This is a genomic window from Gordonia sp. IEGM753 (assembly GCF_050321825.1).
GTDB lineage: Bacteria > Pseudomonadota > Gammaproteobacteria > Pseudomonadales > Pseudomonadaceae > Aquipseudomonas.
In genome coordinates this window covers 138,483-153,140 of record NZ_JBNQGB010000005.1, presented here as the reverse complement: position 1 = coordinate 153,140, position 14,658 = coordinate 138,483, and the positions used below count along the sequence as shown (strand labels likewise).

Sequence of the window (14,658 nt, the reverse complement as noted above, 5' to 3'; positions counted from 1 at the left end):
ACCGCAAGGGGTTTAATCGTCAGGTTGTTCAGCCGGTTTGGCTGGTTTTGCGGGTTTAGCCGGTTTTGTGCCTTTGGCACCTTTGGCCGGGGCTGCTTCAGTGGCAACGGGTGGCGCTGCCGCCGCGGCTTCTTTCTCGGCCATCGGCATCTGGTCGATGGTGCTGAAAATTGCTTTCAGATCCACCGTATCGGATTGCTCAAGTTTCTTCTCGCCGTCCTTGCCGACCAGAATCACTTTGGTCTTGGCCCCCGCCCCTAATTTGAGCGAACGAATCAGCGCCGCGGTGTCTTGCGGCCCCAAGTCCTTGCCATCGCGCTGCCCCATCAAATTGAGAACGGTGTACAGGACCATATTCCGGTCGGTGAATTCTTTGTGATTGGCAGGTTCATCCAGCGACTTTTTCAGGCTGAGCCAGGTGGGATCAACCGTGCTTGGCGCGATGACAATCAGCGGCCGCGACCTGCCCTTATCCATGTCCAGCGGTGAATCGCCATCGGCGGCGAGCAGGGGGCCGGCAACTGCCAGCAGAGTAGCCAGGGTCAATGACCTGATGAGCATGCGCATCTCCTTTTGGTATCCACGCTTTAATGATTGCGCATCGCGGTGATCGTTCCGGGTGACGGACCGCAATTATGTTTCATCATGCCCCAAGCTTAGGTCAGTGCGCCCATTGCGCAATAGATGCTAACAACTTGCCAGGCTAGCCTGAGCGGTTCCGACCGATAAGGCCGGAATCGAAAAGGTAAACACACTGCCAACGCCTGGCTCACTTTCGGCCCAAAGCTCACCGCCATGAGCGTTAACAATGCTGCGGCAAATGTACAAGCCCAGACCGCTGCCATTGGGGTTACCTTCACGAACCGACCAGTACCGCTCAAAAATGTGCGGCAAATGCACGGCGTGGATCCCGCTGCCGTTGTCGCGTACAGAAATCAAAACGTTGCCGTCAGCTTGGGAAGCGCTGACGTCGATACGTCCACCGGGAGCGGTGAATTTGATCGCGTTGCCCAACAGGTTCGACAACACCTGAAACAGTCGCTGGGGATCAGCCTGAATAGTCAGCCCTTTGGCACTGGCGCAATTAAGCTCGATGTTTTTGTGGGAGGTGAGCGTCACCAACAAGGCGCACGCCTCTTGAAGCAGGTCAACCACGTCCACCGGTTTGCACTCAAGCGAGTATTGGCCGGCGTCCAGTTTTGACTTGTCGAGAAGGTCGGCGATCAGCGTGTTCATCCGTCCGGTGGCGTCCTCCATGGTGCCCAGCGCCGCACTCAGGCGTACCGCGCTGCGCCCTTCATCGCGCGCAACGATTCGCTGCATCATGCCGCATTGCATAATGATAATGGTCATGGGGTTGCGCAGGTCGTGGGAGACAACCGCCACCAATTCATCACGAACCCGCACCGCTTCGTGTTCGCGATGCACTTGACGAGAAAGGTCGTTTTCGATGGCGTAGCGGCGCAGCTCCTTGACCGCATAGAGGTCTGCCGCGCTCCACTCGCGCGCCCTGCCTTCGACTTGCTGTTCCCACAAGTCGAAAGACTTGCGCGGTTGCAGGCGATTGATTGCGTCGCCAGCAGCACTGAAGTGTTCGTCCGGGTTACCGCTCCATTTCATGCTGGAACGCAGTTGCGGGCGGAACCACATGACCCCGTTATCCACCGGTTTTGGCAGCACAAAAGCCAGTAAGCCACAGGCCTTGTCGCTGTACAGTGAACTGGCGCCATGCACACTCTGCAAATGATCGGTCATCAACGGCGCACCGCTTTCCAGGCATTGCTCACGCACCCACAGATAAAGTGCCCGGACTTGCTCCACCGACGGGCACTCGCCAAATAGTTGCAAGCGATCTTCGATCAACACCGCAACGCCCTCGGCCCCGGTCAACGCCAACAATTGCAGCGGATGGTGGAGCAGCCCATCCAGCACATCGCATTGCGCACTTTGCATGGCGCTGGCCAGTTCATGGATCAAACGGTGTTTGCGCTCACGCTGCGCCAGTTGGTCGCGGGTTTGCAGCGCCTCGATTTGCACACTCAGCAACTGGGCAATCGCGGCACACATGGTGCGCACCGCATGACTCACCAGCAGCGGCTCGGGATGAGCACAGGTGACCAGCCCCCAAAGCTCATTGTTGTCCAGCAGCGACAAACTCATGGACGCTCGCACGCCCATGTTTTCCAGGTACTGGCAATGTACCGGTGACACACTGCGCAATATCGAAAACCCGAGAGCCAGAGGCTGCCCGGTGTCAGGGCGCATCACCGGAAGAATCGGCACTGGCGCGTAACGCGCGTCCGGAATCACCCGAATCCAGTTCAACCGATACAACTCGCGGGCCTGAGGCGGGATGTCCGAAGCAGGAAAACAATGTCCCAGATAACCGGGCAACACACCGCCCAATGCCTCGCTGATCACCTGTCCGTGGCCCGCCGGTTGGAAACGATAAATCATCACCCGATCGAAACCCGTCAGCCACTGGATTTCCTCGACGCTGACGGTGTACAAATCTTGCAACGTGACTGCTGCCTGCATTCTGCGCAAGGCGCGAAGCAGGATGCCGGTGGTGTCTGGGATGCCGTCGAGCAATGGCTCCAACTCAAGAATAATCAGGCCTTCATGCCGAATGAGCGAGCCGTTGAAGCGTTGCCCGCCGATCTCCAACAGCAAAGGGTTGGTGTTTTCCAGGTCATTCGACAACAGTGCCTGGCGCACCTGCTCAACCCCGGCATTGCCCGCCAGCATCGTCAACGGCTGCTGTAACAACGCCGCCGCTGTATGACCGAGCATCGAAGCGCAGTTGCGGCTGACCTGGCCGATGAGCAACTCGGGCAGGCTGAGCGTCAGCAACACCCCATGCGGCTGAATCGAGCCTGGAATCCTGATGGCTTCGCGAGCACATTCGGCGAGCGCTTCTTCCAGTTGCGCATCGCTGAGACGATTCATAGCAACACCTCGCGCTGCTCAAGCCACTGTTCGAAAGCCTCGAAGGTGGCTTTGGCCGCCACGACCGTTTGCGCGCGCTCAAGCGGTTTGGACACTTCATACAGGCAGGCGAGGAATCCGCGCCACATCATCAATGTCGCCGTGCCGTACACCGCAAAAAACCGACCGCCCGTGTATTCATCAATGCCCAGGCGCGAATACACGCCGTTGCGCAGCGATTGCCCGCCCAACGTCGCCCCTTCCAGCACATATAAAACGCCCAGCACATCGGCGGTGGACTGGGTCTGCAAGGTAAATTTGCACAACGGGATGGCTTCAATGGCGCTCGCATCCAGACCCAGCGCATACAAATCGGCCTCAAGTGACGGCGTTTTGCTGCGAATCAGCCAGTCCAGGTCAGGAATGGTCATCGCTACCTGGAACAGCAGGCTTTCCAACGGTCGATAAAAACCGTAATAGGCCTGGATCAATTGGGTGTAGACCATCAAATCAGGGGTGAAGAAAGGGATGCGTTTTTCCAGCACCTGATGTTGCCGAGTGGTGGCGGTACGCAGTTCGCTGAGGATCAGCGGAAGGCTCTTCGGAGGGGCATTCACGACGAAGTGTCGTGGCAATACCCGGCTTCGTGGATTTGAAACACAGCGATATCAGTTAGCGTGTTCACATGCCACCTCTTCCTTGTCGATCAGTGAGAATGCCGACAAGTCATTCACGGATGAATGAAGGGTGGCTTTCCACCGTAGCACCAATGGGGCCGGATAGTTGGTTTGTTTCTGGAGGTGTATTTAGAAGGCCAATTTGTAACCGATAAGTACAAGCATGGTTGCCAGGCAAGGACGCAATACTTCATCAGAAATTCGCCCGGTCAAATGGCTTCCCAACCAGATGCCCGGCAGTGAGCCGATTAGCAGAAAACCCAGGACCTGCCAGTCCATGTTGCCCATGCTTGCGTGTCCGAGCCCTGCGACCAGGGTCAACGGCACCGCGTGAGCGATTTCGGTGCCGACCAGACGGCGAGTCGGCAACAGCGGATAGAGGATGAACAGTGCCACGGTGCCCAATGCTCCAGCACCGATGGACGTCAGCGCGACCATCGTGCCAAGGATCAGGCCGGTGATCACGGTCAGCACATTCAAACGCCTGCCGCTGGGGTTGTAATTGCCACCGGCACGTTTGTGGGCGAAATCGAGCAAGCGTTTCTTGAAAAAAATCGCCAGTGCAGTCGCAAACAGCACGAAACCCAAAGCCTGTTTGATAATCGCATTCATGGCGTCGGGTGCCGTGTGCAGCGAGCTCAGAAACCACAACGTCATCGCCACCGCTGGCACGCTGCCCAGGGTCAGCCAGCCTGTAATGGCCCAGTCGATGTTGTTGTTTTTACGGTGCACTAGCACGCCGCTGGACTTGGTAATCGCCGCATACAGCAAGTCGGTACCCACCGCGGTGGCCGGATTGATTCCGAACCACAACAGGATGGGGGTCATTAAAGAACCGCCGCCAACACCCGTCATACCGACGATAAAACCGACTACCAGCCCGGCAATGATCAACCCAAAGTTAGCAAGATCCATTAACACGCCCACGAAACCGCATGAAAAAACTGGACCGCAGCATAGCGATTTTTCTTATAACCACTTATACCTTTGCGAACTATCGTTATACCCATTCGGCAGCCGCAGCAGCTGTCAGTGCGCGCGCCGGCCTGGCTTGAAACTGTGGTGACGGTTTATCCAGACCGTGGCGAAGGCAATCAACGACAAAACCAGCAACGCCCATGGAAATGACATCGCTCCGGCGCGGTCCAGCAGCAGCCCGCCGAACAGTCCGCCACCGGCGATAGCAACGTTCCAGGAAGTGGTGAGCATGGCCTGCACCACGTCGACGTTTTCACCCGCCGAATCAGCCGCCGCCGTCAGCAGCAATGTCGCCGAACCGCCGAATGAAAGACCCCACACCGCCATGCAGGCATAAACCGCCCACGGCGACGACATCGCCATGGCCAATACCAGTGCGGTGACGGCAAACACTGCCAGGCAGGTCAACGTCAACACGCGTAACCAGCGGTCGACCAGCAAGCCGATGATCCAGATGCCCAGCAGCGAACTGATGCCGAACACCAGCAGCACCAGGTCCACCCTCTCACCCAAGCCTGATTGCACCAGGAACGGCGCGATGTACGTGTAGAGAATGTTGTGCCCCAGCATCCAGGCCAGCACCACAAACAGCACCGGGCGCACGCCAGGCATCCTGAACACCCTGGCCAGCGGCAGACGTTCGGTGTTGGCTTGCCCCGGTTTGTCCGGCACCGCCAGCACAATCCACACCACCAGCAACAATGCCAGCGCCGACATGATCCCGAATGAGGCGCGCCAACCGATCACGTTACCCAGCAATGTGCCCGCCGGAGTGCCCAGCGACAGCGCAATCGGCGTCCCCAGCATGGCGATCGCCAAGGCCCGACCTTGTTGATGCGCCGGCACCAGACGACGCGCATAGCCGGCCATGATGCCCCAGGACAAACCCGCCGCCATGCCCGCCAAAAAACGCGAGACAAGCGTCAACCCATAGTGCGTCGAGAACGTGGTGATGGTGTTGAACAGCACAAAGCCAAACACCGTCAGCAGTAGCACCCGCCGCCGGCGCCAGCCACGCGTGGCCACGGTGAGCGGGATCGCCGCCACAATCGAGCCCAGCGCATACAAGGTGACAAGTTGCCCGGCCCACACTTCGCTGACGTTCAGGCCACTGCCGATTTGCGGCAACAGGCCCGCGGGCAAAGTTTCGGTGAGGATGGCAATGAAACCCGTCATGGCGAATGCCAACAACGCGGCGTACGGCAGCTTTTCGGTGCTGATAGAGCGTTCCATCGACGCGTGTTCGGCGGTGGCGTGGTCAGTCATGACGATTGCAACTCCCTTGGCTCGATACAGGCCGAAGATTGTATACAACTTTTACAAGCGATTGCTCGACCCGACTCACTGCACCGGCAAGAAATTCAGAAACAACAGGCTCTGCGCGTAATTCAAACCAATGCGTCGATAACGTTCATCAAGCATTTGCGTCAGCAAATCCAGGCGGGCCACGATTTTGCCGAACTCCACGGCAAAGCTCAGGTTGCTGCCCTCCTCCGAAATCTCGTTGGAAAACAGCATGGGCTCGCCATTTTTGTTTTGCCGTTGACTGAGAATCCACGTGGCTTTTTCGATATTGCGTGCAGCGTTGTTGACGAAGGTCGGGTTGATCGCATCCGTCATGTAAAACTCCAGGCGATTGCCGTGAGCCGTCACCAACATGCTGCCGATGGCGTAGATGAACGCACCCACCCGGTCACCTAAAAACTCCGGGCTCATGGCGAATCTCAATGCGGCCAGGTCTTTTTTATTGCCCAGGGTCGGCAGCGGCTGCTGCTGCTCGATGGCCATCCGCACTTGTTGCCCGGCGATACGCGCATCCAGAAATCCGGATTTTTTCAGTTCGTCCGGATTTCGCAGGTACAGCTTGTTCATTAACAGATAGAGGCTGTCGAGGTTGTCGCGCATGGTCAGCGTCGCCATGCGGTCGACACTGGTCTGGAGAAATTCCTGCGGTTTGCCTTCGCGAAACTGGCTGACGATGTCCCGCCCCTGTTGTTGGCTGCAACCGCTGGCGAGCAGCATCGACAAGCAACCCAACACCAGGCAACGGCGACGAATTTTCAGAGAAATGAGAGGTAACGCTCGGGCCATGGGTTCTTGAACTGGGCATGGGCCGGCGGTGGGGATCGCCGCAGGCTGGCCAAGGATAGAACTTCGAAAATTGAAAAAGTGCAGTGCCGACGGTCCGTAAACGTGGGTTGCCTCTGCGTCCTCAGCGCCATTAGTAATACTTTATAATTGATAAATCGGTGAAACGAGCTATAAATTTGGGTCTGTTCGGCTTAAAAACGATTACTAGTATGACTACTTAACTAAAAACAAAAAAAGGAAAGTCAACCATGCTTCAATCCCGACACCTGCTCTCCGGAATCGGACTCTCCCTGATGATCACCACCCTCGGTGCCCACGCTGCCAGCCTGTCCAGTGAGCACAAGGCCTTTGGCAAAACCAACGACGGCACGCCTGTCGAGCAATACATATTGCGCAACAGCCATGGCCTGCAAGCCACGGTCATTACCTACGGCGCGACGTTGCAGTCGCTGCAAGTGCCGGATAAAAACGGCAAGGTGGCCGACATCGTGCTCGGGTTCGATAACGTCCAGGGCTATCAAAAAGGGACCGCGTATTTCGGCGCCACCATCGGTCGCTACGGCAACCGTTTGGCCAAAGGTGCATTTGAGCTCGATGGCAAGCATTTCCAGGTGCCGCTCAACGACGGTCCCAACTCGCTGCACGGTGGTACGCAAGGCTTTGATAAACACGTGTGGAAAGCAGCGCCGAATAAAGATGAGGATTCGGTGGGCGTAACGCTGACGTATGTCTCGCCCGACGGTGAAATGGGTTTCCCCGGCACGCTGAAAACCGAAGTCACCTACAGCCTCACCGAGAGCAACGAACTGCGCATCGAATACAAGGCGTCCACTGATAAACCGACCGTGTTGAACCTGACCAACCACAGTTATTTCAACCTGGCAGGCGCTGGCAACGGCGATGTGCTGAAACAGGTCGCGACCCTGCACGCCAGCCATTACACGCCCGTCAACGGCACGCTGATTCCCACCGGAGAACTGGCGCCGGTGGCCGGCACACCCATGGATTTCACGCAACCCACCGCCATCGGCAAGAACATCAAGGCTGATCACCCGCAGTTGAAATTCGCCGAGCCTAAACACGGTGGTTTTGACTTCAACTGGGTGTTGAATGCCAGCGGAGACCTTGGCCAACTCGCCGCCGATGTCAGTGACCCGCAAACCGGGCGGCGCTTGCAGCTCTACACCACCGAACCCGGCGTACAGTTCTACACCGGCAACTTCCTCGACGGCACGATCAAGGGCAAGGGCGGCAAGGTGTACCCGCACTGGGGCGGCTTTACCCTGGAAACCCAGCACTACCCTGATTCGCCCAACCAGCCGAACTTCCCTTCGACGCGCCTGGAGCCGGGCAAAACCTACACCCAAACCTCAGTGTTCAAGTTTTCCAACGAGTAAGCCCGTGAGTCAGGATTCGCGGCGACGCGGGTCTTTTTTGCCCGAGGTTTTGTGTACCCTTGTTGCGGACATCGATCGCCGACCGGCGAGCCGTCCGCAATGAAGGGATTTCATGAGCGCTGATTTTTCAGGTTTCAAAGGGTTGTTTCCAGGCATCAGCACACCGTTGTTGAAAGTACAGTTCAGCTTCTTTCTGGTGGTGTTGGGCGGCCGCTGCAATCAGCTCGCGCTGGCTTGGTGGGCGTTGCAGGAAACGGGGTCAGCCCTCTATTTCGCCAACATGGTTGCCTGCGCCATCGCCGCTGAGGTGTTGGCAAAACCGCTGCTGGGCTGGCTCGGTGACCGCTACAACAAAATGCTCGTCCTCAAGCTCGCGTCAGTGTTCAGCGCACTAACGGCTCTGGCAATGCTGGGACTGTCCGCCATGGGCAGTTTCAACCCATGGACAGTCGGCGCGCTGATGATGCTCAGTAGCGCCATTGTGGGCGTGCGCGACCCGCTACAGGCCTCAATCATCCCGTTGTTTGCAGACGACGATAAGGTTTCGCTGGCCTTTCGCAGCAAAAGCGTCATGTCCTCGTTCTCCAACCTGCTGGGGCCGATAGTCGCCAGCGGGCTGATTTATACGTTGGGCGTTACGTTGGCGCTGGCCACGGATTTTCTCGCCATTGTGCTGGCCGCCACATTGATCGCCACCATCCCCACGCACACCGGCAACCGCCACGCAGACGAAGAGGCACCGGTTGCCAGCGGGTTCAGGATGATTCGTGCGGGTTTCAAAGTGGTTTACGGGGTGAAGGTAGAGTTTTACCTGGCCCTCATCGCAATGCTGGTCAACTTTGCGCTGTTCCCCTTCTTCACCATTCTGCTGCCGCTGTACGTCAAAACCGTCATCGAGTACCCGGTTACCTACATCGGGCTGCTGGATTCGAGTTTCGGGTTGGGCATATTACTGGGCAGCTACAGCATAATCGGCCGCTTATCCGCCCGCATACCGCGTGACAGGTGCGTGTCTGCAGGCTTCGCCTTGCTGGGTTGCAACCTGCTGATTGTCGGGACGGTGGCATCGCCGGTGATTGTCACCCTGGCCTTCTTCTGCGGCGGCGTTGGCTTGATGCTGATCAACATTCCCACCAGTGCGGTGAGGCTGCTGGCCACGCCCAAAGCCTACCGCAACCGGATCTTTGCCACGGTGGCGTTTTTGTCAGCCGCTGCCAGCCCTCTCGGGAGCTTTGCGATGAGCGACCTGATTGCAACACTGGGCGTAACCGCGACGATCACGGTGCTGGGCGCCCTGGTGCTGCTGTTGTCGCTGCTGGTATGCCTGGTGCCCGACTTCAAACGGTTCATGCGCACCCAGGACACCCAACTCAATGACGCGTACCGCGCCAGATACCCTGAAGCGTTTGCGCACTGAACCTCGGGCAGTCCACGCTGCCGAAGCTTAATAATCCAAAACCACCCAACACCCTCAGGAGGTTCTCATGCGCACACTCGAACTGGCCGGCGTGCCGGTACCGGTCATCGGCCAAGGCACTTGGCGCATGGGGGAGGATCCCGCGCAACATGGCAAAGAAGTCGCCGCGTTGCGCCTGGGCATCGAGTTGGGCATGACGTTGATCGACACCGCTGAAATGTATGCCGAAGGCGGCGCCGAGGAAGTGGTGGGCGACGCCATCGCGGGCCAGCGTGACAAGGTGTTCTTGGTCAGCAAGGTTTATCCGCACAACGCCAGCCGCGAGGGCATTCCACAGGTTTGCGAGCACAGCTTGCGTCGCCTGAAAACGGATTACATCGATCTGTACCTGTTGCACTGGCGTGGACAGTATCCGCTTGAAGAGACGGTAGAGGCGTTTGAACGCCTGCGCGAAGCGGGCAAGATCGGCCGCTGGGGCGTGCCCAATTTCGACGTCGACGATCTGCAAGAGCTGGCATCACCAGCCTGTGCAACCAATCAGGTTTTGTACAACCTGGAGGAACGCGGCATTGAATACGACCTGCTTCCTTGGTGTCAGCAACATCAACTACCATTGATGGCGTATTGTCCGATTGGTCAGGGCGGAAAATTGCTCGACCACCCGACGCTCAGGCGCATTGCCGATCATCACCGCGTGACAACCGCGCAAGTGGCACTGGCATGGATTATGCGGCATGAAAACGTGATCGCGATCCCCAAAGCGGTCAGCCCTGAACACGTGCAATTGAATGCACACGCCGCGCAGCTGCGGCTCGATGCTGGGGATCTGGAGGCGCTGGACCACGCGTTTCGCGCGCCACAACGCAAGCAGCGATTGGCTATGGTCTGAGCCATCGTGGTTTTGTCAGAGGCCTTGCGCATGAGAAGCACTGATCAGCCGGATCTATTTAACCTGCCTCGCTTCATACAGGCCCAAGACCCGGTGTTCACCTGGGTCCAGGAAGAACTGAGTGCCGGCCAGAAACGTCGGCACTGGATGTGGTTCATCTTTCCGCAAATGGCGGGGCTGGGTGGCAGCGAAATGTCGCGGTATTTCGCGATCCAATCGCGTGACGAGGCCGAGGCGTACCTGAAACACCCGCAACTGGGCGCCCGGCTAAGGACGTGTACGCAACTGGTCCTGAACATCAAGGACCGCTCCATTGCCGATATTTTTGGCCACCCCGACGACCTCAAGTTTCATTCCTCCATGACCTTGTTCGCGCAGATTGCCGCTGAAGACAACCCGTTCAATCAGGCACTCGAGCAGTATTTTCACGGCATGGTCGATGAAGTAACGTTGTCGCTGCTGGATTCAAAACAACCCCAATTGCCCACCGATCAACGTTGAGAAATCGTCATCGACGAACGGCAGTATCGCGTCCGCAATCGGTTGCAGCTGCCGGGTCACGTAGTGGTCGTAGTCGATGGGCGCACTGCGGATTTCCAGCGGCTCGGGCCCGGCAACGGTGATCACGTAACTGATCCAGCCTCCGTTCTGGTATTGCCGGGGGCGACCCTGCTGATCGTTGAAGTCATCGGCGATCCGCGCGGCACGGACGTGCGGCGGCACATTGCGCTCGTAGTCGTCCAGCGTGCGGCGTAAACGCTTGCGATAGATCAAGCGATCGTCGAACTCACCGGCCAGGGTTTTGGCGACGTAGTCACGCACATAATCCTGATACGGCTGACGATTGAAAATCCGCGTGTACAGCTCTTGCTGAAACTGCCGGGCCAGCAGCGACCAATCGGTGCGCACGGTTTCCAGGCCCTTGTAGACCATTTCATCGCTGCCGTCGGCCCGCGTTACCAGCCCCGCATAACGCTTCTTGCTGCCCTCCTCGGCGCCGCGAATTGTCGGCATCAAAAAGCGTTTGTAGTGCGTTTCGAACTGCAGCTCCAGTGCACTTTCCAGCCCGTATTCCTGCTGCACATGTTCGCGCCACCATTGATTGACGTGATCGACCAGGGCGCGACCGATCTGCGCCGCTTCTTCCTGGCCGTGCGCGCGGCGCAGCCAGACGAATGTGGAGTCGGTATCGCCGTAAATCACGGTGTGGCCCTGGGCTTCGATCAGCTGTCGGGTGCGCAGCATGATTTCGTGGCCACGCAAGGTTATCGACGACGCCAGGCGCGTATCGAAAAAGCGGCAACCGCTGGAGCCGAGCACGCCATAAAACGCGTTCATGATGATTTTCAGTGCCTGAGACAATGGCGCGTTGTGTTCACGCTTCGCGGTTTCACGGCCTTCGGCAACCCGGGCGACTATTGCTGGCAGGCAATGCCGGGTCCTGGAAAAACTCGCACCGCGAAAACCGGGCACGGATTCACTGTCGTCAGGGTGTTCGAGGCCTTCGATCAATCCCACAGGATCGATGAGGAACGTGCGAATAATCGATGGATAAAGGCTTTTGTAGTCGAGCACCAGCACCGATTCATATAACCCCGGTTGCGAATCCATGACAAACCCGCCAGGGCTGGCTTGCGCAGGGTTGGTGCCCAGGTTCGGTGCGACGAACCCTTGGCGGTGCATCAGCGGCATGTAGAGGTGCGTGAATGCAGCCACCGAACCGCCGCTGCGGTCGGCCGGCAAACCGGTAACGCTGGCCCGCTCCAGCAAAAAGGTCAGCAACTGGGTTTTGGCAAAAATCTGCGTGACCAGCTCACAGTCCTTGAGGTTGTACTTGGCCAGAGCCGGTTTGTCCTCGGCGAACATGCGGTTGATTTCGTCCATCCGCTGATACGGCGTGCTGATTGCCTTACCCTCGCCGAGCAAGGTTTGCGCGACGTTTTCCAGACTGAACGAGGGAAAACTCCAGGTGGCCGAGCGCAGCGATTCGATGCCATCAATGATCAACCGGCCTGCGGCAGCGGCAAAGTAGTGATGGCGGCTACCGTGTTCGCGCCACTGCATTTCTTCGCCGCCACGCCCCAGCTTCAGCGGCACTGCCAGACGCCGGGCGTGTTCGTGAAGCACCCGTAAATCGAACTGCACGACATTCCAGCCGATGATTGCGTCAGGGTCGTGGCGGGCAAACCACTCATTTAGCTTTTTCAGGAGCAAGGCCCGGGAATCACAGTACTCGAGCTGAAAATCCACGGCGCTGTGGTCACCATTCGGCGGACCGAGCATGTACACCTGGCGCTCGCCGCAACCCTGCAGCGCAATCGAATACAGATCACCCTGAGCGGTGGTCTCGATGTCCAGCGACACCAGGCGCAACGTGGGGCGGTAATCGGGGTCGGGCTTCATCTGTGCGTCAAGCAGCAAGCCTTCGGCATTCGGTGTACCGCCGAAGACCACGGGCGCGGTGATGAAGCGTTCCATCATGTAGCGCTCGGGCGGGCGCACGTCGGCCTCGAACATGTCGACGCCGGCGCGGCGCATCATCGTCTCCAGGCGCATCAACTGACCGTGCTGCTGGCAATACAGGCCCAACACCGGGCGATGTTCAAAATCCACCAGCGCCAACGGTTTCAACTCGACGTTTTTTTCGCCGTGCAACAGGGCCTCGGCCTGTTCTCGCTGAACGGCGGGGATAAACGCTACCGAAGGTTGATATGGCAGGCGGATCTGCCGGGGACCGGCGTCAGTCGCCAGCCAGAATTCGACTTCGGTGCCGGCCGGGGTATCGCGCCAATGCCGTGTCAGAACGAAGCCCTGCTGTAAATCCACCACTGCAACCTCAAGATTTGATTCCGGTGGCGATTCTACGCGTCATTGCGTGGGATGGCGTGCGGGCATGGGATTTGCTGTCAGCAAGGATCGAGATGAACCCTGCGGACGATAAACGACGTTTTTTGAAGAAAAACCGTCAAATAACGTTTTTTCAGCGTTATCCAGCCTTTTGTGCCTTGCCCTCGACGCCTGCGTCTACGATTCTTCAATAACAACGACAACACCTGAGAAACCGCCATGAAAACCGTCGCCCAACTGCTGAAGTTAAAGGCCGAACAAAATCAGGAAGTGCACATCATTGCGCCCCACCAAATGGTGCTGGAAGCGCTGATGGTAATGGCTGCAAAAAACGTCGGCGCACTGCCGGTGGTGGAGAATGGCGAAGTCGTCGGCATCATCAGCGAACGTGACTATGCGCGCAAACTGGTGCTCAAGGGCCGCTCGTCCGTCGGCACGCCGGTCAGCGAAATCATGGTGAAGGAAGTGATCACCGTCGACACTCATCAAACCGTCGAAACCTGCATGGGCATCATGTCCGACAAACGCCTACGCCACTTGCCGGTAGTGGAAAACGGCAAATTGATCGGCTTGCTCTCCATCGGCGACCTGGTCAAGGAATCGATCGCCGAACAGGCGGAACTGATTCGCCAACTGGAACAGTACATTCGCGGCGACTGAATCAACCCGGCCAATGCCGTGCGAAGACCGGTGCCAGTGTCGGGTGCCGGTCGATTCGCGCCAGCCATGCGTGGAACCCCGGACGCGTGCTGCGTAAATGCTCTCGACTGCCCGCCCAACGCGTGACCACCGCCGCCAGCACGTCCAGCGCTCCCGGTTTTTCGTCCCCCAGATACAACTCGCCCGAGAACTGATCGGCAAACACCTCCCAACTCCAGTGCAAACGCGCACGGGCGCCGGCCACCAGGTTTTCTGTGGACGAGGCGTCTACGTCGGCCAACCAGCGTTCGGGGTAGTCGATGATGCCGATGGTCGAGTAGCAATTGCTGACGATGTACGCCAACCCGCGAATGACTTGGTCACGCTCGGCCGGCAGCTTGGGGAGCAGGCTGGATTTGGGAAACGTCAGCCCAAGATGAATCAGGATGGCTGCACTCTCGGTCAAAATGCTGCCATCGGGCAGTTGCAGGGTCGGAATCTGCTTCAACGGGTTGAGTTTTTCCAGCGTTTGGGCCGCTTCAGGCGACAGTTCAACGTCGATGAAGCGATAAGGGATTTCACAGAGTTCCAGCGCCGCTTCAATCGCCGCCGCGCCCGAGTTTTTGTGCCCGTAGAGTTGATACATAAACACCCCCTTTTGCGATGATGTCTTTCTAGTCGCTGACGCTTTGTAAAAGCTGACGCTGGCCAGACTGAAAAATTCTTTTTTTGCCGCTGCATCCAAATCGCCTTCCGGCGGGTAGTACCTGTAGCAGCCCTTGAAGCTGCCGAGCG

The 14,658-nt window shown here is 58.0% G+C and carries 13 protein-coding genes; 5 read left to right on the top strand and 8 right to left on the bottom strand.

Features of this window, described 5'->3' with window-relative positions; all coding sequences use genetic code 11:
* Positions 1-12: 12 nt before the first annotated feature.
* The 6 genes from ACQR3R_RS22935 to ACQR3R_RS22910 all read right to left on the bottom strand — a co-directional run bounded on the left by ACQR3R_RS22935 (position 13) and on the right by ACQR3R_RS22910 (position 6,674).
* Positions 13-561 carry a DUF4174 domain-containing protein gene (locus tag ACQR3R_RS22935; RefSeq protein WP_428275640.1) on the bottom strand — a complete coding sequence of 183 codons (549 nt, stop codon included), beginning with the start codon at positions 559-561 and terminating at the stop codon, positions 13-15.
* Between the two features lie 126 nt (positions 562-687).
* The gene (locus ACQR3R_RS22930) at positions 688-2,949 is read right to left on the bottom strand and encodes an ATP-binding protein (RefSeq protein WP_428275638.1); all 2,262 of its coding nucleotides are present in this window, start codon (positions 2,947-2,949) and stop codon (positions 688-690) included.
* Positions 2,946-3,545: a biliverdin-producing heme oxygenase gene (locus ACQR3R_RS22925; protein ID WP_428275636.1), complete on the bottom strand. Its 600-nt coding sequence runs from the start codon at positions 3,543-3,545 to the stop codon at positions 2,946-2,948. The genes ACQR3R_RS22930 and ACQR3R_RS22925 overlap by 4 nt, the downstream gene beginning before the upstream one ends.
* A 189-nt stretch (positions 3,546-3,734) precedes the next feature.
* Positions 3,735-4,520: a TSUP family transporter gene (locus tag ACQR3R_RS22920; RefSeq protein WP_428275634.1), complete on the bottom strand. Its 786-nt coding sequence runs from the start codon at positions 4,518-4,520 to the stop codon at positions 3,735-3,737.
* A 114-nt stretch (positions 4,521-4,634) separates the two neighbouring features.
* Positions 4,635-5,849 carry an MFS transporter gene (locus tag ACQR3R_RS22915; protein ID WP_428275632.1) on the bottom strand — a complete coding sequence of 405 codons (1,215 nt, stop codon included), beginning with the start codon at positions 5,847-5,849 and terminating at the stop codon, positions 4,635-4,637.
* A gap of 75 nt (positions 5,850-5,924) precedes the next feature.
* Complete coding sequence (locus ACQR3R_RS22910; protein WP_428275630.1) at positions 5,925-6,674, bottom strand: hypothetical protein; 750 nt, start codon at positions 6,672-6,674, stop codon at positions 5,925-5,927.
* A 248-nt stretch (positions 6,675-6,922) separates the two neighbouring features.
* Between ACQR3R_RS22910 and ACQR3R_RS22905 the strand changes: the two genes are divergently transcribed.
* From ACQR3R_RS22905 to ACQR3R_RS22890, 4 genes are all read left to right on the top strand, one after another.
* Entirely contained in the window at positions 6,923-8,071 is a 1,149-nt protein-coding gene (locus tag ACQR3R_RS22905; RefSeq protein ID WP_428275628.1) for a galactose-1-epimerase, read from the top strand.
* Positions 8,072-8,183: 112 nt separating this feature from the next.
* Positions 8,184-9,488, top strand: a complete 1,305-nt coding sequence (locus tag ACQR3R_RS22900) for an MFS transporter (RefSeq protein WP_428275627.1) — start codon at positions 8,184-8,186, stop codon at positions 9,486-9,488.
* A 67-nt stretch (positions 9,489-9,555) separates the two neighbouring features.
* Complete coding sequence (locus ACQR3R_RS22895; protein ID WP_428275625.1) at positions 9,556-10,377, top strand: aldo/keto reductase; 822 nt, start codon at positions 9,556-9,558, stop codon at positions 10,375-10,377.
* 30 nt (positions 10,378-10,407) lie between these two features.
* Complete coding sequence (locus ACQR3R_RS22890; protein WP_428275623.1) at positions 10,408-10,878, top strand: DUF1810 family protein; 471 nt, start codon at positions 10,408-10,410, stop codon at positions 10,876-10,878.
* Here the strand turns inward: ACQR3R_RS22890 and ACQR3R_RS22885 are convergent.
* Positions 10,843-13,203, bottom strand: coding sequence for a DNA polymerase II (locus ACQR3R_RS22885; RefSeq protein ID WP_428275621.1), 2,361 nt, complete (start codon positions 13,201-13,203; stop codon positions 10,843-10,845). The two genes, ACQR3R_RS22890 and ACQR3R_RS22885, sit on opposite strands and share 36 nt — an antisense overlap.
* Positions 13,204-13,443: 240 nt before the next feature.
* Between ACQR3R_RS22885 and ACQR3R_RS22880 the strand changes: the two genes are divergently transcribed.
* Positions 13,444-13,884, top strand: a complete 441-nt coding sequence (locus ACQR3R_RS22880; protein ID WP_428275619.1) for a CBS domain-containing protein — start codon at positions 13,444-13,446, stop codon at positions 13,882-13,884.
* 1 nt (position 13,885) lies between these two features.
* Here the strand turns inward: ACQR3R_RS22880 and ACQR3R_RS22875 are convergent, their stop codons facing one another.
* The gene (locus tag ACQR3R_RS22875) at positions 13,886-14,509 is read right to left on the bottom strand and encodes a glutathione S-transferase N-terminal domain-containing protein (protein ID WP_428275617.1); all 624 of its coding nucleotides are present in this window, start codon (positions 14,507-14,509) and stop codon (positions 13,886-13,888) included.
* Between the last annotated feature and the right edge of the window lie 149 nt (positions 14,510-14,658).